This is a genomic window from Streptomyces sp. NPDC088354, from assembly GCF_044753585.1.
Classification (GTDB): Bacteria; Actinomycetota; Actinomycetes; order Streptomycetales; family Streptomycetaceae; genus Actinacidiphila.
Genome location: NZ_JBIVNJ010000022.1, coordinates 1 through 20,143, shown reverse-complemented (window position 1 = coordinate 20,143; position 20,143 = coordinate 1). Strand labels below are relative to the sequence as shown.

General features: G+C 71.7%; 21 protein-coding genes. 8 read left to right on the top strand and 13 right to left on the bottom strand.

Going from position 1 to position 20,143, the window contains the following annotated elements; genetic code table 11:
• Positions 1-223 precede the first annotated feature (223 nt).
• The gene (locus ACIP98_RS27090) at positions 224-862 is read left to right on the top strand and encodes a TetR family transcriptional regulator (RefSeq protein ID WP_401978381.1); all 639 of its coding nucleotides are present in this window, start codon (positions 224-226) and stop codon (positions 860-862) included.
• 233 nt (positions 863-1,095) lie between these two features.
• Here ACIP98_RS27090 and ACIP98_RS27085 read toward each other — a convergent pair whose 3' ends face one another.
• Positions 1,096-1,473 carry a hypothetical protein gene (locus tag ACIP98_RS27085; RefSeq protein ID WP_401978380.1) on the bottom strand — a complete coding sequence of 126 codons (378 nt, stop codon included), beginning with the start codon at positions 1,471-1,473 and terminating at the stop codon, positions 1,096-1,098.
• 146 nt (positions 1,474-1,619) lie between these two features.
• Positions 1,620-2,642 (bottom strand): LD-carboxypeptidase, encoded by a 1,023-nt coding sequence (locus tag ACIP98_RS27080; protein ID WP_401978379.1) that lies wholly within the window; start codon positions 2,640-2,642, stop codon positions 1,620-1,622.
• Between the two features lie 9 nt (positions 2,643-2,651).
• On the opposite strand from ACIP98_RS27080, the gene ACIP98_RS27075 reads away from it, so the two are divergent.
• The 3 genes from ACIP98_RS27075 (at position 2,652) to ACIP98_RS27065 (ending at position 6,062) form a co-directional block, all read left to right on the top strand.
• Complete coding sequence (locus ACIP98_RS27075; protein WP_319663882.1) at positions 2,652-2,888, top strand: hypothetical protein; 237 nt, start codon at positions 2,652-2,654, stop codon at positions 2,886-2,888.
• Positions 2,889-2,972: 84 nt separating this feature from the next.
• Entirely contained in the window at positions 2,973-4,181 is a 1,209-nt protein-coding gene (locus ACIP98_RS27070) for an acyltransferase (protein ID WP_401978377.1), read from the top strand.
• 804 nt (positions 4,182-4,985) lie between these two features.
• Positions 4,986-6,062, top strand: a complete 1,077-nt coding sequence (locus ACIP98_RS27065) for a zinc-dependent alcohol dehydrogenase family protein (RefSeq protein WP_401978376.1) — start codon at positions 4,986-4,988, stop codon at positions 6,060-6,062.
• A 237-nt stretch (positions 6,063-6,299) separates the two neighbouring features.
• Here ACIP98_RS27065 and ACIP98_RS27060 read toward each other — a convergent pair whose 3' ends face one another.
• Complete coding sequence (locus ACIP98_RS27060; protein ID WP_319657834.1) at positions 6,300-6,761, bottom strand: hypothetical protein; 462 nt, start codon at positions 6,759-6,761, stop codon at positions 6,300-6,302.
• Positions 6,762-6,896: 135 nt separating this feature from the next.
• On the opposite strand from ACIP98_RS27060, the gene ACIP98_RS27055 reads away from it, so the two are divergent.
• The gene (locus ACIP98_RS27055; RefSeq protein ID WP_319657833.1) at positions 6,897-7,790 is read left to right on the top strand and encodes a LysR family transcriptional regulator; all 894 of its coding nucleotides are present in this window, start codon (positions 6,897-6,899) and stop codon (positions 7,788-7,790) included.
• A gap of 523 nt (positions 7,791-8,313) precedes the next feature.
• Here the strand turns inward: ACIP98_RS27055 and ACIP98_RS27050 are convergent.
• The 3 genes from ACIP98_RS27050 to ACIP98_RS27040 all read right to left on the bottom strand — a co-directional run bounded on the left by ACIP98_RS27050 (position 8,314) and on the right by ACIP98_RS27040 (position 10,180).
• A complete protein-coding gene (locus ACIP98_RS27050; protein ID WP_401978374.1) occupies positions 8,314-8,727 on the bottom strand; it encodes a hypothetical protein in 414 nt (137 codons plus the stop codon).
• 159 nt (positions 8,728-8,886) lie between these two features.
• Positions 8,887-9,462 carry a DUF6461 domain-containing protein gene (locus ACIP98_RS27045; RefSeq protein WP_401978372.1) on the bottom strand — a complete coding sequence of 192 codons (576 nt, stop codon included), beginning with the start codon at positions 9,460-9,462 and terminating at the stop codon, positions 8,887-8,889.
• A gap of 22 nt (positions 9,463-9,484) precedes the next feature.
• Positions 9,485-10,180, bottom strand: coding sequence for a hypothetical protein (locus ACIP98_RS27040; protein WP_319657830.1), 696 nt, complete (start codon positions 10,178-10,180; stop codon positions 9,485-9,487).
• Positions 10,181-10,544: 364 nt separating this feature from the next.
• Here ACIP98_RS27040 and ACIP98_RS27035 point away from each other — a divergent pair, with 364 nt between their 5' ends.
• Positions 10,545-11,078 carry a tetratricopeptide repeat protein gene (locus ACIP98_RS27035; RefSeq protein WP_401978371.1) on the top strand — a complete coding sequence of 178 codons (534 nt, stop codon included), beginning with the start codon at positions 10,545-10,547 and terminating at the stop codon, positions 11,076-11,078.
• Here ACIP98_RS27035 and ACIP98_RS27030 read toward each other — a convergent pair.
• The 6 genes from ACIP98_RS27030 to ACIP98_RS27005 form a co-directional block, all read right to left on the bottom strand.
• Positions 11,062-12,345 carry a SpoIIE family protein phosphatase gene (locus tag ACIP98_RS27030; protein ID WP_319657828.1) on the bottom strand — a complete coding sequence of 428 codons (1,284 nt, stop codon included), beginning with the start codon at positions 12,343-12,345 and terminating at the stop codon, positions 11,062-11,064. The genes ACIP98_RS27035 and ACIP98_RS27030 overlap by 17 nt on opposite strands.
• Before the next feature lie 61 nt (positions 12,346-12,406).
• Positions 12,407-13,693, bottom strand: coding sequence for an aromatic acid exporter family protein (locus ACIP98_RS27025; protein WP_401978369.1), 1,287 nt, complete (start codon positions 13,691-13,693; stop codon positions 12,407-12,409).
• Positions 13,694-13,834: 141 nt separating this feature from the next.
• Positions 13,835-15,673 (bottom strand): S8 family serine peptidase, encoded by a 1,839-nt coding sequence (locus ACIP98_RS27020; RefSeq protein WP_401978367.1) that lies wholly within the window; start codon positions 15,671-15,673, stop codon positions 13,835-13,837.
• A 140-nt stretch (positions 15,674-15,813) separates the two neighbouring features.
• Positions 15,814-16,341, bottom strand: a complete 528-nt coding sequence (locus ACIP98_RS27015; RefSeq protein ID WP_401978365.1) for a hypothetical protein — start codon at positions 16,339-16,341, stop codon at positions 15,814-15,816.
• Positions 16,342-16,881: 540 nt separating this feature from the next.
• Complete coding sequence (locus tag ACIP98_RS27010; protein ID WP_319657823.1) at positions 16,882-17,631, bottom strand: SDR family oxidoreductase; 750 nt, start codon at positions 17,629-17,631, stop codon at positions 16,882-16,884.
• 50 nt (positions 17,632-17,681) lie between these two features.
• Complete coding sequence (locus ACIP98_RS27005) at positions 17,682-18,110, bottom strand: MerR family DNA-binding transcriptional regulator (RefSeq protein WP_319657822.1); 429 nt, start codon at positions 18,108-18,110, stop codon at positions 17,682-17,684.
• 172 nt (positions 18,111-18,282) lie between these two features.
• Between ACIP98_RS27005 and ACIP98_RS27000 the strand changes: the two genes are divergently transcribed.
• Together ACIP98_RS27000 and ACIP98_RS26995 are read left to right on the top strand one after the other, a co-directional pair.
• Positions 18,283-18,714 carry a MerR family transcriptional regulator gene (locus ACIP98_RS27000; protein WP_401978363.1) on the top strand — a complete coding sequence of 144 codons (432 nt, stop codon included), beginning with the start codon at positions 18,283-18,285 and terminating at the stop codon, positions 18,712-18,714.
• 71 nt (positions 18,715-18,785) lie between these two features.
• Positions 18,786-19,721, top strand: coding sequence for an ADP-ribosylglycohydrolase family protein (locus ACIP98_RS26995; RefSeq protein ID WP_401978361.1), 936 nt, complete (start codon positions 18,786-18,788; stop codon positions 19,719-19,721).
• A gap of 212 nt (positions 19,722-19,933) precedes the next feature.
• Here ACIP98_RS26995 and ACIP98_RS26990 read toward each other — a convergent pair.
• Positions 19,934-20,143: hypothetical protein (locus ACIP98_RS26990; RefSeq protein WP_401978360.1), on the bottom strand; the 210-nt coding region annotated here is incomplete at its 5' end.

Sequence of the window (20,143 nt, the reverse complement as noted above, 5' to 3'; positions counted from 1 at the left end):
ACGTGCACCCGGTCCGGAGTTCCGCCGTGGGGAACCGGCACCACGCACACGGCCACGCCGGCCGTGCCTCGACGGAGGCCGGCCGCGTCGCGGCCGGACGCGTCCGGCAACCGGGAGCAGGCGATCAGTGGAGGCGTTCACCGGGATCGCATCATGCTGTACATGTACAGTTGTAGGCTACAGCAACTGTACATGTACAGTCGGGCGGTGCCAGACTGCCGGTATGGCAGCGACGAAGACCTCCCCTCCCGACGCCGGCGTCCCCGCAGCGCAGGCGCCCGGTGCGACGCGTTCGCGGGACGGCGAGGCGACACGCGCCGTGATCCTGGCGGCTGCCCGTGCGGCCTTCGACGACAAGGGCTACGCGCAGACGTCGCTGCGCGAGATCGCCAGGAACGCGGGGGTCAGGCCCTCGCTGGTCGTGCACTTCTACGGCTCGAAGGCGGGCCTGCTGGCCGCCACCGTCGAATGGCCCTTCGACCCCGACACGGTCGTCCGCGAGGTCCTCGCCACGGGCCCCGACCACATCGGCGAACGTCTCGCCGACGTGTTCCTGGAGACATGGGAGCAGGACGGCCGCCCCAATACCGCGCTCACCCTGCTGCACGCGGCGTGTGAGCGCCCGGAGGCGGCCACACTCATGCGGGAGCTCTTCACCACCTGCGTGGTGGATCCGATCGTCACGGCCATCGCCCCCGAGCGGGCCGAACTGCGGGCTTCCCTGGTGGCGAGCCACCTGCTGGGCCTGCACGTGGGGTGCTACCTGCTGGCGTTCGACGCGATCGCCGGGGCGGACGCCGACGTACTGAAGCGGGCGCTGGCGTCCACCATCCAGCACATGTGCACCGGTCCGCTCTGGTAGGCGAACGAATCCGTGGGGCCCAGGCAATGGCGCCCCCTGGCGACAGCGGTTACCCGTCCTGAGGGGTGCGAGGTGGTGCGTCGCAACGCTGGATGCGTGCGGCCCGTGGAAGCGCAGTTGTGCGACTCGGAACGTGGCTGCCGGAAAGCTCCTGAGCCTTCGCCTCTGCTGCCTCGCCTCCCTTGTGCCCAGGGCTTGGGCTTCCGGCCGCCGCCGCTTCCGCCGGCGCGGTGTCAGAGGGTGAGGCCGACGGGCCCGTAGGTGTCGCAGAAATCGCCATCACAACTGGTCATGGAGTTCGCGTGGCAATGGGCGGTCCGCCAGTAGCGAGATGCGCAGGGGCCCGGGTCGAGCGGTGTCCCGTCGTTGGGTACTGTCCTGTCGCACCAGGTGCAGCGGACGGCCGCGGACACGCCGGCCTCCTGCAGCCGTCCGGCCGCGACGACGGCCATGTCGAGCGGGACCATCTCCACAACCACCGCAGGGGTGCTGCCCAGAAGAAGCTTGCTGCGCCACAGGCTCAGTCCGGTCACCGCTCCGACCGCCCGCAGGGCCTGCTGTCCGCCGTTCCCGGATGCGGTCACCAGCACGGTGAACCCTGGGTCCTCCATGGACACTTCTCCATCGGCGACGGGACAGCCGTTCTCAGTATGTCGACGGAGAGGCCTTCGGGCTTCTGTTTTCGGCGCGACGCCTCTGCAGCGCCGACTGCGGCCGCCCCTGCCGCGGTTGGACGTGCCGCTGCCGAGGCCGTCCCTCAGCCGCCCGGTCCGCTCACGATGAGCGGGCGTACCGCCGGTTCGAGCAGCGACAAACTCCGTTGCCGCGCATCGAGGGCGACGCGGATGCCGACCGGCATCGGCAGATTCGGGCCGGCGTGCCCGAACTCGACGTTGCCCAGCACCGGGATGTCACGGTCGCCGAGGACGTCGAGGACCAGGTCGGGCAGGGTCGGGGACGGGTCGGGCGAGTCGAGTCCGTCGATTGCGTACGGGACGCCCACGACCATGCCCGAGATCCGATCGAGGATGCCGCAGTGCCGCAGCACCTGCAGATAGCTCCACACATACGACGCTTGGCCGCCCGTCTCCTCCCAGAACAGCACCGCGCCGTCGAACCATTCGAGCGGCAGCGCGAAACGCGTCGCCTGCGCCAGCACGATGCGATTGATCACCCCGCCGATCAGCCGGCCTTCGGTCCGACCGGCACGCCAGCACTCCCAGGACGGTGTGGTCGGCAGCGCCCCGATCGGCTCCGTACCGGTCAGCAGCGTCGAGTAGAGCTTCTCGAGTTCCGCTCTGCGCGCGGCGGGCGCGGCCTGCCAGTGGCCACCGAGTCCGGGGGTGGCCAAGTCGGCGTGGAATCCGACCAGGCCCGTGCGCGCGTAGAGCACCAGATGCAGCAACGAGATGTCGCTGTAGCCGAGGATGGGCTTGGGGTCGGCGGTGATCGCCTCGACGTCGATCAGGTCGAGGTAGCCGAGCGCCGTCTGGCCGCCGTCATGCGCGATGATGGCGCGCACCTCAGGATCACGCAGAAGCGCATTGAATTCGCCGGCGATCTCCGCCGGCGCAGCCGCGCTCCACCAGCGGTGCCGCCCTGCTTCGAGAAGCGGTGCCCGGCGCACGCGGAATCCCATCCCCTCGAGCACGGCTACGGCCTGCTCGAGGTCGGGCTCGTACCCGGCGTGGAGCGGTCCGGAAAGGGATGCGATCACGACGAGATCCCCAGGCCGCAGAGCACGAGGTCGCAGCAGGTGAGGCAGCGCTGAACCGATCACCGACGCAGTATGCCGACACGCCTGACGACGCGCCACGCATATCTGCCCGCCGGACGGGACACGTACAGCCCCGTCCTTCGGGATCCGGCGGAGTTCGTGCCGTTCGTCACTGGCCATGTATGGGCGGAGGCGTTGTTGTACGTCCCGGATCGGGCGTACGAGCACATCACCGGCGAGGAGTGGGAACGCCGGACGCGCTACTCGTACGAGTCCTCCTCCAACACCGCGGGGTGGGCGGGCTCCTAGCGCGTACGGAGTCCGTTGTGGGGGTGGCGCCCGGCGGCCGCCTTTCCGACACTGGTGACGTACCGGCGACGGGGGGCACAGACAATGGCGACGCGCGCAGAACCGGCGCAGGCACCGTTACCGGAGCGGCGGCCGGAGCTCGACGCGATCCGGATGCTGGTCGTGATCGGGCTGGTCTTCTTCCATTCGGCGCTCGTGTTCGCTGCCGACGACGACTTCTACGTCAAGAACGCCGAGACCACCGAAGCCATCATGATCATCGCCGGGTTCGGGGTCGTCTGGGCCATGCCGCTGCTGTTCCTCATCTCCGGCCTCGGCGCCTGGCACTCGCTTCAGCGCCGCGGCGCGGGCGGCTTCGCCGGCGAGCGGCTGCTGCGGCTCGGCGTTCCGCTGGTCTTCGCGACGCTCGCGCTGAACCCGCTGCCGCAGTGGCTGCGCCTGCGCTCGGCCGACGCCGACTACCACGAGTCGTACCTCGGCTTCCTGCCCCGCTTCTACGACGTGCACCTGGAGCCCGGGGAGTTCCCCTTCCTCGTCCAGGGCGAGCACTTCGAGACCGGCCATCTTTGGTTCGTCGTGCTCCTCCTGGCGTTCTCCCTCATGCTGGTGCCGTTCCACCGGTGGCTGCCGCGCGAGCACGTCCGCCGCATCGGCGACCGGGTGGCGGAGGCGACCCTGCACCGGCGGGGTCTCGTGTTCCTGCCGGCCCCCGCCTTCGCGGCGATCTGCGCCTTCGCACGGCTGGAGGAGGACTACGCGGGCTGGCACCGCTGGTCGTACCTGCTGTTCTTCGTCGCCGGCTTCGTGCTCGCCACCGACGACCGCTTCCGCACCGTGATGCGGCGCGACGCCGGGACCGCAGCCTGGCTCGGCGCCCTGCTGTTCGCGGCAGCCGGCCCCGGCTTCGCCCTGGCCGACGAGCCCTTCACGGAGATGACCGCCCTGGCCACCGTCTCACGGGCGCTGTTCGGTGCGGCCGGATGGTGTCTGGTCGTCGCCATCCCGGGCCTGCTCGACCGTCGGCGGCGGGAGCAACCGCGTGCGGCGCCGAACCCGACCCCGACGACGCGTCAACGCCTCTACGGCTGTCTCGCCGCAGCCGTGCTGCCGCTGTACGTCCTGCACCAGCCGATCGTGGTCGCCGTCGCCTACTTCGTGGTCGGCTGGTCGGCGCCCATCGTGGTCGAGTACGCCGTGCTCGTGGTGATCGCCCTCATCCTCACCCTCGCCGCGTACGGGCTGCTGGTCCGCCGCACGCGGGTGACCCGCTTCCTGTTCGGGATGCGACCCTAGCGGGTCTCGAATGTGCCGGTCGTTGCCAGGTTCCGTTGCGCTGCCGGCGGCGGAACAGGTCGTACGCCCGGCCCCGTACTCGGCGGGCATGTCCCGCACGGGATGCGGTACGGGCCCGGAAGTGTACGCCGTCGGTCGGCTGCCGTCGGGTCCGTATCGGTGACCGCCGGGCTTCTTGCCCCTCGGCAACGGCGGCTCCAGCACCCCTGTCGCTCATCCGCCAGATCTGCGCAATTGCCGATCCGATCACTCGTGCGGCCTGGCGCGGCGAGAGACGCGCAGCACATCGGTCAAGGCCCCGAAAGTCATTGCGGGGTCAAGGGGTGACATAAGTGAACGTGTTACGGTTATGTCCTCGGGCTCGTCGGGACCGCTCGCAGGAGTGGGTTCCTCCTGGAACGGTGGGAAGATGACCGACAACACGGCGCCGAGGCGCCGGGGCAGCGGCAATCCTGCGCCGCAGCCCACGGACTCCTCTCCCCATCGGCCGGGCGACCGTGCCGGCGACGCGACGTCGCAGGGATCGGTCCTTGACGGGGTCGTGCGGGGGCCCGAGGACGTTCGCACGGTGCCGGCACACGCGCGCACTCGGTACGGGCGCCGGGACCTCCTTCACATCTGGGTGACCACGGAGAGAACGGCTTCGTCGGGGACCGCGTATCGGCGGCGGGCGGTGAGCCGATCGCCGCTGCCGTCGGTACCGCGTGTCTCCGGGCTGCTGGGCGAGCGACTTTCAGGGACGCGGTACGCCCGTACATCGCCGCCCCGCAGGCCGACGACAACCTCGACTGAAGGAGAGATCCCATGCCCACGCCAGAATCCATGCGCGCGCTCGTAGCCGGGAAGGTCGGTGAGCCGAACGATGTCCTGCGGCTGGAATCCCGGCCCGTTCCCGTGCCCGAAGCCGGTCAGGCATTGATCCGTGTGAGGGCGACCCCGATCCACGCCAGCGATCTGCATGTGCTGCGCGGGCGCTACGGTTTCACCCCCGAGTTTCCCGCGGTCGGGGGGAACATGGAATGCGTGGGCCGTATCGAGGCCCTGGGCCCGGACACCGAGGGCCTGAAGATCGGTCAGCGCGTGGTGGCCGTGGCGATCCCGGCGGTGCCCGGGCCCCCCGTGGCCGGCACGTGGCAGGAATACCTTGTCGCCGATACGCGACGGCTCCTGCCGGTCCCCGACGACCTGAGCGACTCCGACGCCTGCCAACTCGCCGTCAACCCGTTGACCGCGCTGCTCCTGGTGACGCGCGAACTCGACGTGCAGCCGGGCGAATGGCTGGTGCAGACGGCCGCGGGCTCCACCGTCGGCCGGCTCGTCATTCAGCTCGCCAAGCATCTGGGTGTCCGCACGATCAACGTTGTCCGGCGGCGCGCTGCCGTCGACGGGATCAAGGCGCTGGGCGGCGACGAGGTCATCTGCACGGAGGACGAGGACCTGGTGCGGCGCGTGGCCGAGATCGCGGGACGGGACGGCGTGCGCAAGGCCGTCGACTGCGTCGCGGGCCACGTGGGCGCCCAGGTCTCCCAAGCGCTGGCTCCCGGTGGCGAGGTCGTGGTCTACGGCGCGCTCTCCACCCATCGGCAGACCGACCCGGCGGCGCTCACGATCCCGCTGTCGGCGCGCTCGGTCATCTACGAGACCAAGGTGGTGCGCGGCTTCTGGCTGAACCGCTGGTTCGGCAGTGCCTCGTCCGAGGAAGCTCTGCGCGCGCTGACCGAGGTCCGCGATCTCGTCGCCGCGGAGGTACTGAGCATCCCCGAAGGCCGGCCTTTCCCGCTGGAGGACTTCGCCGACGCCGTCACGCTCGCCGAAACGCCCGCACGTGGCGCGAAACCACTCTTCGTCTTCGAGGGCGGCCACGACGAGCACGACGGTTAGGGCGCCGCACCCGCCCCGGTGGCCGGCGCGCGCCCACGACCCTGTGCCGATGGGCCTCGACGACAAGGACGACCGGCGCCGATTCCCCCGTCGCGCACCTGGGCGAACGGCCCGGCAACGACTCGCGGCCTCGCAACGCAGCCGGGGCCTGCCCGATGAATCGGGCAGGCCCCGTAAGGGCGCTGGTTCCCCTTGGCGGTGTCCGCGTACAGCCGCGCCCCGCCCGCGGGAAGCCGTTCAGGCGCGGCCGGCGTCCGACGGGTCGGCATCAACCGAGGGGGCGGCGCAGTACTTCGCGTATTCGGTCCCGGCGAAATGCTCGCCCAGTTTCCGGGAGAAATACTGGAGCATGTGCAGCGGACGGTGGTTCATCACCAGATGCTGCGTCTTCCCCTCGTCGTTCTTGTAGACGACGGCGATATTGGCGATCGGCCTTCCGTCCACCGTGGCCGCGTAGTCCTCGACGAATCCGTTCTCTCCGTACTTGCCGATGTAGATGAAGTCCTGGAATTCGTACAGAGTGCGTGCGTAGGACAGGATCGCGCGAACGTCCTCGGCCCCGTGGACGGTCCCGGTGAAGACCCCGGCCTCGAGTGTCACGTCATCGGCGAGATTGTCCAGCCAGGGAGGGTAGTAGTCCTTGCGCTGCCGAACGGGGTCGCCGCTTCCGAGATATGTCGGTGGCGTCTTGTAAGTCATATCCAAGCCTCCTGTGTCGAGCATCTCCTTCTCCGAACAGAGTCGCCGGACGCGACGGCCGCCGTCCAACGAAAGTCGGAGACCGCGGCCATCTCGCAGAGAGATGGTCGGGGGCCCGTGTGGGATATTGGGAGTGTGGAACTGCGCCAACTCGAGCACTTCGTCACCGTCGCCGAGGAAGCGAACTTCACCCGTGCCGCCGCGCGGTTGCACGTCGTCCAGTCCGCGGTCTCCAGCACGATCAAGAGCCTCGAGCGCGAACTCGGCACGCCGCTGCTGGAACGCACCTCCAAACGCGTGCTGCTCACCGATGCCGGGGCCGCCCTGCTCCCGCGCGCCCATGCCGCCCTCAACGCCGCCCGGGAGGCCGTGGACGCGGTGGCCGAAGTGCGCGGTGGACTGCGCGGCACCCTGCGGCTGGGCACGATGTCCACGGTGGGGCTCGTCGACTTCCCGGCGCTGCTCGGTGCATTCCACCGGCGTCACCCGGGTGTGCTCCTGCAGACCAGCGCCGCCGCCTCCGGCTCCCAGGGCCTGATCGACGCCCTCCTCGAACGGCGCCTCGACCTCGCCTTCGTCTCCCTGCCGGGACCGTACCCGCCAGGCGTCGCGCTGACCGACCTCGTCACCTCGGTGCTCGACCTCGTCGTGCCGGTCGGCCATCCGCTCGCGCAGCGCCGCACCGCGTCGATCACCGATCTGGCCGGCCTGGACTTCGTCGACTTCCCCGAGAGCTACGGCATCCGGACCGTTGCCGACCTGGCCTTCGCCGCCGCCTCCGTGACCCGTCGCGTCGCCCTCGAGATCACCGACGCCCCCACCGGCGTGGCCTACGTCCGCAACGGTCTGGGTGTGGCCCTGCTTCCACGGCCCGCCCTCGCCGAGGCGGAGGACGTCGCCACGCTGACCATCGACGATGCGAACCTGGACTGGCCGTTCTCCCTGGCGGCTCCGTCCGGGCGTACGCCCAGTGCCGCCGCACGTGCCCTGGTCGCGATCACGCACGAGTTCCTCATCTGGCGGGGGTGAGCATCGCCTCGGAGTGTCCGCACGGGGTGCGTCCGCCCGTGCGGCCGGGAACGCCGGCCGTCGGCTTCACGAGAACCCCGGGTGCGGAGTCCCGCTGTGTCACGGCTCCTTATCTGCGGTGCCACCACGCCGAGTTCGGATCTTCCAGCGGCTCATGACGCGTCCTCCCGAGCAGAACCGCGTCCAGACGTTCCACCCGCGGGCGACGTTCGGGTGGCGGCCTGCGGAGGCGGCGCGCACTGAGCCTCCTGCCGCGTGTCCCGGGCCCAGCCGTCTCCCCAGCAGGAACAGGTGAACTCACCCTTCCACTGCCGCCATCGCCGCCCGCCGACACGATGCCCGGGGAGAGACGCTCCCGTTCGAGCACACGAATCGCCGCCTTCGCCGCCCCGGGCAGGCCCGGGACATCCCGGTACCGCACCCAGGGTCTTCCCCGGCGGTGTTCCCGTGGTCGCAATGAAGCGGGGTTCCTACGCGGCACGGCCCCTTCGCATGTACGTGATGCACGGCGTCTTCCCGGATCTCACGACCGGCCGGAGGCCACATCCGCACGGCGTGCCCACGCCCGCAACTTCTTCAGGGCGCGTTCCTTGCGGAGACGGCTCGCCGCCATCTCGCCCGGGCTCGTCATCAGGGCGGTCAGCGGCGTCCATCGCCGGCGCCCGTTGCCGGCGGTCCATCGCACCGCGGGGAAGTCGGTGATCTGCGTGATGCGGGCGCGTTCGATCACGCGCGTGCGCAGGTAGCCGCGGATCACGACCCGCGAGTGCTCATGCGTCACGCCGAGCCGGTACCCCCGCACCGCGAGGGCAGCGAAGCCGATCATGGCGGGGCATGTCGCGAGCCACGCCGCAGGGGTGTTCGCCTCTGTCGCGAACGCAAGGCAAGGCGCCAGGGGAAAGGCCCCCAGGAAGCCGCTGGCCAGCCGGTACGGCATGGGGAGTGATGGCTGCACGGTGTTCCTCGCGTGATCGGGTCTGCGGCTGGGCCGACGCCGACCCGGACCGGCGCCGGATTATGCCGCAATGGCCCGCCCTTCCCCGCACGGCCCCCGGCAGATCCGCGGTTCCGCGACCCGGTACACGCCGCCGGGCCATCATCGCAAGCGGCTCCGGACGTACAGCGGAAGCCCGCCGTCCACGATGTCGCGCCGAGGCAGGCGCAAGCCGAAGTGCGCCGTGATCACCGACATGCTCAGTCGCGCACCGCGCGGGTCGCGTTGCGGTCCGACGGGGAGTACCCCCGCACGGTTCAGATCCGGGACCAGAAGGTCAGGTGCGGTACCCCACCTCCAGCCCTCCTCACCGATACCGAAGGAACACATGTGGACCCCGTCGCTGTAGTAGGCGAACATCGACGGCGGATGCCAAGGGGTGAGCAGGAAGTTCACGGCCTCGCCCCCGCCGCCGGAGGCGGCTCGCAGGCCCCACTCCGTCGGTCCGGCGGCGTCCCCGTACTCCACGGCGAACGACCAGTCGCCGAGCCGGCCCACCCTCGCGACCGCCAGGATCTCCGGATCGGCGAGCATGTCCGCCGCGTCCTGGGCGGACCCCCACGACACGTCCGGTCTCGGCGAGGCTCCGAGACGCGAGGCCAGGGCGGCCGGTTCGACGTGGCGTGCGAACGTCACGCAGTCGACCACGTACGGCTCCAGCAGCCATCCGATGCTCATGCCGCTTCCTCGGCCGCCCCCGCTATCGGGGGACCTCCGTGGCCAGCCGCAGGGCGCGCGCGTCGGCGGCGAGGGAGTCGAGGTCGATCTCGCCGTTGCGTCCCGTCGAGGTGACGGTACCGATGGTGCTCCGGTCGGCCCACACGCAGTAGCCGAGCTTGGCGATGCCCTTGCCGGTCACGGTGACCACCACGCAGTGCATGGGGCCGTCGAAGACGTCGGTGTCGACCTGCCGCCGCGGGCTGTACGCGACCTTCACCTTGATCTTCCCGCCGACCATCGTGCTGACGTCGCTCTCGGTGTGCCGGCGTTCCTCCTCGCCGAACGCGGTGTCGAGAACCTCGTCGGGGGCCAGGTCGATGCGGTCGCGCGCCTGGAAGCCGAAGAAGGACACGTCGCGTTGCTGCGCGGGATCGCGGTAGCTGGTCACGACCGTGGTGGTCTCCGGGATCGACTCGATGAGCTCCTTGAAGGCGCCCGTGTCGTCGTTCCAGTCGTCCATGACCTGCACGATCTCCGGGTCGTCCGCGTCCATCCGCTCCATGCCCCGGAACTCGTCGCGCGGCACCAACCGGTACGTGGCGGCCGACGGCAGGGCCGCGGCGACGGTGTCGTGGGCCCAGGGGCCGGCGTCGGTGAAGGCGCCGACGCCGAAGCCCGCCAGCAGGCCGAGCGCGAGGAAGAGCACACGGCGGGACGTGCGCCGCCCGTTCCTCACGGGGTCGGTAGGCCGCGGAGCCCAGGAAACCCGGGGGGTGCCCGCCTCCGCGGCCCCGGCAGCCCCCTGCACGGAATCGACGGAGGGCCGGTCAGCCGGCGACGGCCGGGGATCGCCGCCGACCGGTGCCACCTCGGGATCCGTGGTCCCCGCTTGCTCGCCGCTCATGGCAGTCCCCTCCCCAGTGACCCAATCGCGTCCGAACATCAGAGCGGCCGCGACATCGTCGCGTCAACGATCTTTTATCCGGGCCTCGGTCTTTGCTCGCACTACGCCCCGAAAGATCCCTGCGTTCCGTAGCCTCTCCTTGCGACATCGGCGGACGAGCGGCGGCCGTACGACGGGCCGGGGCAGGGGGGGACGCGTGGATCACCTGATCGCACTGGACGGGCACGGCCGCATGGTCCCCACCGACCGGGAGGCCCTGACCCGGGCGGTGGCCGATCTGCTCGACGGTGCCCCCGACCGAGCCGCGCCGCTGCGTCGCGCGGGTGTGGGTCTCCTGGTGCTGGGCCGCCGTGCGGAGGCCATCAGCGTGCTGGAACAGGCGTTGGCTCTTGCCGATGACCGGGTGGCCGTCGCCGTCCACCTCAACCTGGGAGACGCCCACCGCTACGGCGGTGACCTGGAGGCCGCGGAGCCCCACTACCGACGGGCCCTCCACCTCTGCCAAGCCCACGCCCCGGACATGCTCTCCTTCTGCTTCCAGCACCTGGGCAAGCAGCGCCTCGACCAGGGGCGTACGGATGAGGCCCGGGCCCTGCTGGAGAAGGCGCTGTGCCTGCGGCGCGCCATGGGGGACCCCTCGCTCACGGCCGCAACGCAGACCGCGCTGCGCCTGGTCGACGAGGCGGAAGCCCGGGCGGAGGCAGCCGCCGCGGTCACAGCCGGACCGTGACCAGGGCGATGTCGTCGGCGCCGCCGCGGCTGAGGCCGAGGCGGTCGAGGACGGCGTCGGCGAGGGGCTCGGCGCCGAGGCGGGCTTCCGCGGTGAGCGCGTCGGTGAGGCGGGTCAGGCCGACGTCGATGTCCTCGCCGCGGCGCTCGATGAGCCCATCGGTGTACAGCACGAGCGCGTCGCCCGGCACGTAGGGCACGCGTGCCTGGGGCCGTGCCGCCTGGCACGGTCCCGCACCGAGGGGCGGGTCGGTGGCCTCGTCGAGCAGCACGCAGCGCCCGTCGGTCCGCAGCAGAACCGGCGGTGGATGACCCGCGCTGCTGTAGGTGATCTCCCGGCTCTTCCGCATGATCAGGACGCTCACGGCCGTGGTGGCCAGGGCCCCCTCGACGCTGCGGGCGTACTGCCCGAGGATCTCCAGGGCCCGCGCCGGTCCGGGGGCGGTGCGCGTCGCCGCGCTGAGGGCGCTGCGCAGCATGCCCATGACGCTCGCCGCCTGCAACCCGTGGCCGACGACGTCGCCGACCGCGACCGCGAAGCGGTCGTCGGGCAGGTCGACCACGTCGTACCAGTCCCCGCACACGTTCAGCGAGCCCGCGGCCGGCAGGTAGCGCACGGCGACGTCGCCGTGCTGGGCGAGGTCCGGCGAGTGGAGCATGGCGTCCTGCAGCGTCAGCGCGACCTGGCGTTCCCGGGCGTGCGCCCGCCGCAGCTCCTCGTTGAGCACCTGCAACTCGCGGGCCCGCACGTACAGTTCCGCCTCCATGACCTGTTCCCGGGCGCTCAGCCGCCCGCCCTTCGGTACGTGGCGGTGACGGCGGGCCTGCACAAAGGCGGTCACGTCCTCCACCCGGTGGATGATCCAGGACACGGTGCCGTCGGGTGCGAGGACCGGGGTGTTGATCGGACTCCACCAGCGCTCCTCGAAGGCGCCGGGCCGGGACACCACCGGGATGTCGTACTTCTGCGGGGCCATGGTGTCGGACGTGCGGAAGGCCAGGACCCGTTCCAGCGAGGCGCTGAGGTTCCGGACCCCGTCCGCGTGGGGATCGGCGGGGTTGTCGGGGAACGCGTCGAAGAGGTACTGGCCGAGCAGGTCGTCGCGGGTCCGGCCGGTGGCCTCCAGGTAGGCCTGGTTGACCCCCACGATCATGAACCGGGGATCCAGGACCAGGCACGGGCTCGGTGTGGCCGCGAACAGCGCCGCGTAGTCGATGTCCGCTGCCGGCGCCGTTCTCCGGCCGTCGCCGGTGCCTGACAGGCCCACTCATCCAATTTATGTCCGATTCATGCAGTGTGCCGTGCCACCCGCCGCACGGGCGTCCGCCTCATTCACGCGGCCACACCCCCCGCTGCAACCGGCGCAGCAGAAGGCCCCCGGCGCGCGGGGCCGGCCGGCGCGGGACCGGCCCGCCCGGGCCGCCCCGCACGGTGTCGCGGATGCGCGTGAGCACGGCGAACCGTTCCCTGCGGGTGTGCGCCGCCCGGTCCAGCTCCTCCATCAGGCGCTGCGAGCGGTGCTCGGGGGTCAGTTCGTCGAGGATCCGGTCCACCTCGGCCAGGACGGCACCGTGCAACTGCCAGGCGTGCGGATGCTCGCGCACCCGGTCCAGCAGCAGCTGCGCGACGTTGTCCCGGCTCGCGCGGGCGGCGCTGAGTTCGGCCGCCAGCCGCTCCTCGGCCTCCTCGGCGTTCCGGCTCACCTGTGTGGTCACCAGGACGGCGAAGCTCACCAGGGCACCGCCGAGGTGGGCGAAGAGCTGCTCCATGACCACCGCCACGTCCCGGGCGAACAGCGGCTCGTCCTCACCCCGCCGCCTGGCCAGGTCCGTCAGCGAGCGGGTCAGCACGCGGAGCACGACGACGCAGATCTCCAGCGTGTCCAGCCCGGTCCGCAGCACCACGCGGGACAGCAGTCCCTCCTTGACCCGCGGGTTGAGGCGCAGGCTGTCCTCGGCCCGGCGCAGTGCGACGTCGACCTCGGAGACGTCCTGGTCCAGCCGGCGTGCCTCGTGCAGCCGGGCCTCGGCGTGCTCCACGGCGGTGGGCACGTCCAGTTCCTCCGAGACGCGCAGCAGCAGGTGCCGCATGCGGCGGGCCAGGTCCTCGATGGACTCGCCCGCGGTGCCGACCCACACGGGCGGGGCGAACAGGAAGTTGAGCAGCAGGCCCACGCCCGCCCCGATCAGCGTCTCCAGTACCCGGTCCCATGCCTGGTGCGCCAGTTGGCTCACGCCGAGGACCAGCATGGCGCTGATCGCGACCTCGTTGACGAACTCGTCGACCCGCACGAACTGACCGACCACCAGCGCCGCGAGGACGACGAGGCCGAGGCTCCACCAGGTCAGGCCCACCAGCGCGCTGAAACCGACGGCGAGCAGCACCCCCACCACGACGGAGTTCACCCGGCGGATTCCGGTGGTGATCGTCGAGTAGAGGGTGACCTGGACGACGAGCAGCGCGGTGAGGGGTGCGGTGAGCGGCGCCGCCTCCGTGCTGATCCGGAGCGCGATGACGTAGGAGATGGTCGCCGCCACGGTGGCGCGCAGGGTCAGGGTGACGACGGGGTCCCTGCCGCGCTTGAGCAGCGCGGCGACGGCTTCACGTGCAGGCATCCCCTGACCTTGCCCGCACCGCCCGTTCGTACACCCGGCCTGGGCACATGCCCGAGGAATATGGGGCGACACGGACAGCGCCGGGGCGGGGGCACGTGGCCCCCGCCCCGGCGCGGCCGGGCGGTGTCGCGCGAAGCGGCGTCAGTTCTGCGAGGCCGGTCCGGACGGCATGTACTCCTGCCCGTCGTACACCGGGGGCACCGTGGGCAGACCGAGGGCGATCGGTGCGTCGGGCATTCCGGCGCCCTGCCGCATGTGGTCCGCGCCCGGCACGGGCCGGCTGGCCGTGCGGAGCAGCGCCATGAGGTGGTCTGCGCGTTCGGCGGTCCGCGGGTGCGGGGAGCTGCGCAGCTGGTCGTGGTGGGCGAGCAGCAGCGCCGCCAGACCGGTGAGGTGCGCGGCGGCCAGCGCGGTCCCGTCGGCGACGGAGTAGCCGTTGCCCGGCACCGTGGTGACGATGGCCGCGCCGGGGGCGATCAGGTCGACCCCCGGCCCGACCGGCGTGAAGGGGGCGGGGAACGGGCCCGGCCACGGCGGCTGGACCGCGGCCACCGGGCTGCCGGGCGGGTAGGTGCCGGTGTGCGCCAGCGCGCCGACCGCGAGCACGGTGGGCAGGGCCGCGAGCGGCGTGATCGCCGCGCTCGTGTCGCCGGCGGGCGCGATGACGGCGATACCGGCCGCGTGGGCGTCCAGCAGCTTCCACGCGACGAGCTGCGAGGGCTGACCGAACGCCAGGTTGATCTGGGCCAGGTCGATGTCGTGGGTGACGCAGCGGTCGATCGCGTCGAGCAGGTCGCTGACCCGGCCGCCCGGGAACAGCTTGAGGGCGTGGAGCTCGGCGTCGGCCGCGATGCCCGTCATGCCGTTGCGGTTGTCGGCCGCCGCCACGACCCCGGCGCAGCGGGTGCCGTGCCCGGTCGCGTCGGACTGCCATCCGTCGTCCTCGGCACCCGGGGTGAAGTCGGCACCGTGCCAGACGGTGTCCTTCAGGTCCGGGTGGTGGGCGTCGACGCCGGAGTCCAGCAGGGCGATGCGGATACCGTGCCCGCGGTACGTCGGCGGGATCTGGTGGAGGCGCATCGCCTGGGTGCCCCAGCCGACCAGCGGCTGGTCGGGGAAGCCCTCGAAGGTGTCCGCCAAGGCCAGGACCTCGACCGCCAGTTCCGTGGACTGCGCCGCGTCGTCGAGCAGCTGCGGGCGCCCGGTGCGCGTCGGCCAGTAGCCGCCGACCGGGCGGACGAACAGCGAGCGCAAAGTGGCGGGGGTGTCGGCGGGAAGCGTCAGACGCGCGCGGCCGTCGGCCCCGGTGACCGCGTACGAGGTCATGCTCGTGCCCGTGGCCCACACCTCGGCGCCGCCCACGGACTGCCCGTCGCTGCCGGTGACGCGCACGGTCAGCTGGTGGGGCTCGCCCAGGGTGACGCCGATCGCGGGGTCGGCGGCCGGTGCCGCCAGGGCCGCGGGGGCCGGGGCGGACGGGTAGGACAGCGGCTGGTCGGACTCCACCACGATCTGCGGGTTGGCGGCCAGCGCCTGGGCCCGCTCGTGGGGCATGGCGACGACCGCGACCGCCGGGCACATCGGCAGCGGACCGGCGATGGCGCCGAGCCCGCGGGCCCGGGACGGCCGCACCTGGCGCAGCGGCTCGACGTCCGGGTCCTCCTCCAGCAGCTCGAACAGGGCGGACGCCTCGATCGGCGGCACGCCGCCGGGCAGCCAGGAGACGGGCTTCGGTGCGACGAGGTAGCGCCCCCAGCCGCTGCGGGTCTGCCGGGTGCTGTCGCGCCCGGGGGTCTGCCGGAACGGCTGTCCGGTGCCCCGGTTCTGGTCCTGGTCGTGCTCCTGCCGGGCGTTCGCCGCCCCACTGGTCTGCGACTCCCGCGGGCCGCCGGTCTCGGGCGCGGGGCCCGTTTTGCGGCCACCGTTCCTCGAGCCGCCGGACCCCTTCGCCGCGGCGCCGTTGCCGTGCTGCTCGCTCATCACTCCGCCTTCACCCTTGTCGCTCCTGCATGTCCACCCTCAACAACCGGCCGCGCGGTCCGGTGCCGGACGCGCCCGGCCGTGGTGACGGCCCCGGCCGGGCGGGAACACCGAGGTGTCCCGCCCGGCCGGGAAGCCGATCAGATGCCCACGGGGGACATCTGCGCGTAGCCGTACTGCGGCTGGCCGAAGTGGTGCTGGCCGTACGCGGCCTGGTTGCCCTGGCCGAACTGACCGAACTGGCCGTACTGCTGGCCCTGCTGGCCCTGGCAGTTCTGCGCGAGAACGGCGTGCACGACGGGGGCGACCCGACGGGCACACTCGGTCACGACGGCGCTCCAGGCGTGCGGGGGGATCTGGCCCTGGGCCTGGATACCCATCGCGATCTGCGGGTCGACGCGCATCTGCTCGACGACCGCGGACACGGCGGTGGCGGCGGAACGCAGCGCCACCTCCGTCACCAGGAGCGGCAGCTGCTGCTGACCCTGCCCGTTGCCGTACTGGCCGTACTGGCCGTACTGCTGGAACGCCCCGTGCTGCTGGCCCCAGGCCTGCTGGCCCAGACCCTGCTGGGACGCCCACGGCTGCTGCTGGCCCCAGGCCTGCTGGCCGAACTGCTGGGCGTACGGCTGCTGCTGCCCGAACTGCTGGGGGGTGTAGACCGACATCAAACTCCTCCTTGGGAGATGTGTGCGAGAGGGGAAACGCGGCGGCGAAGCGGACGTGGGTCAGGGCCGGTCCGCCGCCATGGGCAGCAAACCATCACGGGATGAAAACCGCTTCTTATGACATACCGTCATATGCCTCGGCGTCCCCTGGGTGGCCCACTCCGGCCCTTCGGTTGTCATCCGTCCGGCCTACCTCGCGGGCCCGGGATCGCATTCCGGGCCAATGGGTGGCGGACGGTCACGCGCCGCCGGGGCGGAGGCTCCGGACCTGGAACGAGGCCGGGAGCGCGTCGAGTTCGGGGCTGGGCATCACCGGTCCGGTGCGGCCGGGCCGGGGGCGGGCGGCGCCGGTGATGGCAGGTGGGACGGGCGCGTCAGGGTTGGGGGAGCGCCCGGCGTTCGACTTGCGGGGCGCGGGCTACGTGCCGCATAGGCCGAACGGGCGATGCGGCACGTGGCCCGCGACCAGGGGAGGCTCCGGTGGCCGTCGACCGTCGTCGTGGCACCGGAGCCCCCTGGGCCGTGGCTACCGCTCCCGTGTCAGATGCTCAGCCCGCCGTCGACGGTGAGCAGCGCGCCCGTGATGAAGGCGGCGTTCTCGCTCGCGAGGAAGGCCACCGCCTTCGCGACGTCGCCGGTGGCACCGAAGCGCCCGAGGGGCGTCATGGCCACCTGGTTGGCCGCGAACGGGCCGTCCGCGGGATTCATGTCCGTGTCGGTCGCGCCGGGCTGCACGACATTGACGGTGATGCCGCGCGGGCCGAAGTCGCGCGCCCATCCGCGGGCGAGCTGGTCGATCGCCGCTTTGCTCGCCGCGTACTCGGCGACGCCGGCGGCGGGAATGCGGTGGGCGACGATGCTTCCCACCAGGACGACGCGCCCCCCGTCGGAGAGGAAACGTGCGGCGGAATGCGTGGTGGCAATGGTGCCCATGACATTGGTGGCCATCATCTGCTGGATTCCCGCGAGATCGTCCGGCCGTCCGACTTCGCCCATGACGGCGACGCCCGCGGAGTTCACCAGCACGTCGATCCTGCCGCCCCATTGCTCGGCGGCCTGTTCGACGGCGGTCACCGCTTCATGGGGAACCGACTGGTCCGCCTGCAATGCGAATGCCTTCGCCCCCAGGGCGGCCAGTTCGGCCACGACCTCCTCCGCCCGTTCGCGCGACGTCCGGTAGGTGATGGCGACATTCGCCCCCTCGCGCGCCAGTTCGCGGGCGATCTCGGCACCGATACCCCGTGATCCTCCCGTCACGAGCGCGGTCCGTCCTGTCAGAGTCTCGGGCATGGCGATGTCTCCTTGTGCTGGTCAGCCGGATTGCACGTACTCGGCCGACGCTAAGGATTGACGCTAGTGTCAAGGTCAAGCACGTCACCGGCGTGACGGTCGGCACTGAGCGGGTTCGTGCCCATGAGACGGAGATATTCGTCGATGGCACTGCGATTGCGCGAGAGCACCTCGATGCGGCGGTCGATGTTGTGGATGTGCTGCCGCAGTGCGGCGACCTCTTCCTGGTCCAGAGGCTCGCAGGAGGGCGTGGAATCGCATTCCTGGTGCCCGAGCCAGGGAAGCACGGTACGGACGAGGCGCGTGGGAAGTCCCGACTCGATCAGTTCCCGCAGCTGAATGACCAGCCCGACCGTCGCTTTCCCGTACAGCCGGTACCCGTTTCCTCCGCGGCCGGAAGTGAGCAGCCCTTGCTGCTCGTAATAGCGGAGCATGCGGGGGGTGACTCCCGCTTTTTCGGCGAGCTCGCCGATCGTCATCACGGTGGCGCCTTTCTCCATGAGCCCGGGTGCGTCCCCCGTTCGTCCGGGCCCGGTGGGTCCGTCGCCGGGCGGTGCGTTCGGGGCCGTGGAAAAAGCTAAACCTTTCCATTAATGTGAAGGTCAAGGCGGTGGCGAGGCCGCCCCCGGGCCCCCACCGCAGGAGAGCGATGTGAAGATCGGAGACCTGGCCGCGAGGACGGGCGTCGCGCCGCGACTGCTTCGCTACTACGAAGAGGTCGGCATCCTGCACCCGTTCCGCAGCAGCAACGGATACCGCACCTACGGCGAGCCCGCCGTCGACCGGGTACTGCAGATCCGCGAGCTTCTCGAAGCCGGCCTCACGACGGAGATGATCCGCGAGGTCCTGCCCTGCCTCGACGCCACGAAGGAGGGCACGGAGCCGCCGGACTGCCTGGCGGAAAGGGATCTGGACGGGCTGCGACGCCAGCTCGGCAGCATCGAACGACGCATCGACGCGCTGCAGCGCAACCGGCAGGCGATCCGGATGTACCTGCGCGCCTGGGAGGACGCCGCCGCTGCCGCCACCCCCGCGACCGCGACGGGCGGCGGGAATCCCCCGGGTCCCGCCGCCGACCGGTAATCCGATCGCCCGCGCGGGGGGCCTGCGACGACAATGCCGTGGTCGGGTCGTCGTCGAAGGAGCGCAACGCAATGAGCAGTCCGCGGCATGCCCACGCGAGTCTGGACGGACTGGTGCTGGGCGACGCCTTCGGCGACAGCTGGTTCACGCTCTCCCACGAACCCGTCGAGGAGCAGTGGGCCGCGCGGGAGCTCCGTCCCGCGCCGTGGCCGTGGACGGACGACTCCGCCATGGCCTTCGTGCTCTTCGCGCACCTCATGAGGCACGGGGAGGTGCGCCCGGACGGCCTGGCCCGGGAGTTCGCCGCCGAGTACGCCCGGGATCCGGCGCGCAAGTACGGTGCGTCCATGCACGGCGTGCTGCGCCGCATCGGTGAGGGCGAGGACTGGCGGGCGGTCACCACGGCGCAGTTCGGCGGCCAGGGTTCGCACGGCAACGGTGCGGCGATGCGGGTCGCCCCGCTGGGCGCCTGGTTCCGCGACGACATGGCGGCCGCCGCCCGGCAGGGCGGGCTCTCCGCGTCGACCACGCACGCCCACCCGGAGGCGGCCGCGGGCGCCGCGGCCGTGGCGGTGGCCGCCGCACTGGCGGCCGCCGGCGCGGAGCAGGACGCCCCGCCGCGGTCCGCCTTCCTGCGCGAGGTCGCCTCCCACGTGCCGGACAGCGATGTCCGCTCCGGGCTGCTGGTCGCCGCCCACTTCCCCGAGCACACCTCGGTCCGCCACGCGGCGTCCGTGCTGGGCTCGGGCACGCGGATGTCGGCCGGGGACACGGTGCCGTTCGCCCTGTGGGCCGCGGCGGGGCACCTGGACGACCTGCCCGAGGCGCTGTGGCAGACCGTCGCCGGATGGGGCGACCGCGACACCACGTGCGCCATCGCCGGCGGCGTCGTCGCCTCCCGCACGGGCACGTCCGCCGTCCCGGCCGCCTGGCTGCGGGCCCGCGAACCCATTCCGGCATGGAGCCGCTGGGCCGCCCCGTCGGCGGCTCGGCAGGGCGCCACATAGTCCGGGGGGAGCGGGGCGAACGGCTCGCGCCGCTCCCGGATGAGGTGGCGGCAGCGGCAAACGCACGGCGGGCCGGCAGATACGGACGGGGGAGCGCGCATCTGCCGGCCCGCGGTCACGGTACCGCTCGGGAGTGCTCGCCGTACGGGCGTCGGCCAAGTGCGTCTGAATGCAAGCGACTTGTCGTGCCGACGCCCGTACGGGCGAGTCCGTCAGCGCAGACCGAAGGCGCGGATCACCGACTGGGTGACGGTGTTTCCGGCCGAGTCGCGGGCGGTGGCCCGCAGGGAGACGAAGCGGGCCTGCTTCGGTGCGGACAGCGCGAAACGGCCGTCGTGACCGCAGGTCGCCTTCCGCCACGTGCGGCCGTCGTCGTACGAGAACTCCACCGTGACGGGGGCGATCGTGCCCGCTCCCGCGGC